Below are 1581 nucleotides of genomic sequence, written 5' to 3'. Positions count from 1 at the left end.
GCACGATCCAATTGCACGTCAGCGGAAGGAACTGACTCTTCAGGATTGTCTTTCCAGTGATGCGATTGCCGGAGATAAAAATTCCTAACCCACTCTTTTGCTTCAGGCGTTAACGTGGCAAAGTCCGCGTGATTGCAATACATCTCAGTGATTTTTTCATTAGAGCGCCGATATTTTTCAAGTTCAATCCAAGCACTTAAGTACTCGCAAAGTTCGCGATAGGCTGGGAAAAACTTGGATTGCGAAGCCACATATTCGAGGGAACTCACCGTAAAATACCATTTTTCAAATTTACCCATGAGCATGATGGTAAGGTTGGTGACAAAGTGTTTATTAACATTTTTGTCGCTTTTTTGAGTTAGATCCATTAACTGCCGAAGCCAATTGGCTATTTTCTCAGCCGAAGCGGCATAACTTTGATCAATACGCCACACGACGTTGGTGGTCTCAAAGGATGGTGCCATTTATCGATGTCCCCACGCTCGTTTCGGGCTGTACGCTTGAAGTTGCTCCAGGGTCGGTTCTTCATCCGCGTATTTTTGTTGGTATTCCAGAATATTTTTGCACAACCCCCATTCTTCAGTTAATTGTTCTTTATTTGTTTTGGGATAACTCTGAAGGGATTGAGGATGGTCGCGTCGTTCAATTCTGCTCTTGAGAATAGCGGAAATATAGGCCACCGGGTTGTTACCATGCAGCCCGGCTTGAATCGCCTCAGCCACTAGTGGAGCGTCCTGCCCCGATTGCTTAAACCATCTCCCTACGATTTTATGGCATTCCAATTCCGAGGAACGTATTCGCTCTTGAAGCACCTGAACGCTTTTAGTGAAAAGCTTAGTCGTTTCGTTAATCGGAACCACTTCCCCTTTGGGTAAATTTAACGGTTGGGGGGTTTGGGGGGAATCCTTCTTACTTTCTAGTTCTATATCTGAATCTATATCTGACTCTGTACAAGCAATCTCTGATTTTTGGCGGTTTTCTGGGATTTTATTTTCCCGTTGGGTACAAATTGAGTTCTCGTTCAGTTCTTGTTGCGTCTTTATTGGGTCTTCAACAAGGTTTCGTTGAGTATTTACTAGGAACTTTTCCTTCACAAGTTCAACTAAAATAAGCTCATTATTTTTGCCTATTTGAATCAGTTCTACTTCAATTAATTTTGATAAAGCTCGTTTAAATTGGGAAAGCCGAAGTCCAAATTTTTTACAAAGCAATTTATATAACTCAGCATTATCCCCAAAACTAATAACCCCTATTGTATTACCCAAATGAGCCTCTGCATAAAAACTCATGTAAATCCCTTTACAGGCAGCATCGCACGCATTGATTTTCCAATCACTGAACCAATCCTTATGAAAGAATTTAATCCAGTTATAAGTTGGAGGGTTTTTAGACATGATTATGCTTCCCTTCATGAACAGACTGAAGGACAAAACACTGAGCTTTATTTTTTTCGAATACGTTTAATTCTTCTAAAGAGTGAAGCGCTTTTTCTATTCTGTTTTCTTTAAAGCGAAGTCTTTTTTTTAATTTACTCAGAGGAAACATTATGTTCTTAAAAATAACTATGCTGTTTTTTTGAGC

At 40.2% G+C, this 1581-nt stretch carries 3 protein-coding genes; all 3 read right to left on the bottom strand.

The genetic code is table 11. The annotated features are described in order from the left end of the window. Positions 1-464 (bottom strand): hypothetical protein (locus tag AABE15_RS04780; RefSeq protein WP_338330143.1); only part of this gene is annotated, 464 nt, incomplete at its 3' end. Beyond that, positions 465-1394 (bottom strand): hypothetical protein, encoded by a 930-nt coding sequence (locus AABE15_RS04775; protein WP_338330142.1) that lies wholly within the window; start codon positions 1392-1394, stop codon positions 465-467. It lies immediately after the preceding gene. Beyond that, positions 1387-1581: hypothetical protein (locus AABE15_RS04770; protein WP_338330141.1), on the bottom strand; the 195-nt coding region annotated here is incomplete at its 5' end. The genes AABE15_RS04775 and AABE15_RS04770, both read right to left, overlap by 8 nt.

This window comes from Commensalibacter sp. Nvir, assembly GCF_963921845.1.
GTDB lineage: Bacteria > Pseudomonadota > Alphaproteobacteria > Acetobacterales > Acetobacteraceae > Commensalibacter.
The sequence above is the reverse complement of the archived record's forward strand: the minus strand, read 5'-3'. Positions and strand labels throughout refer to the sequence as shown.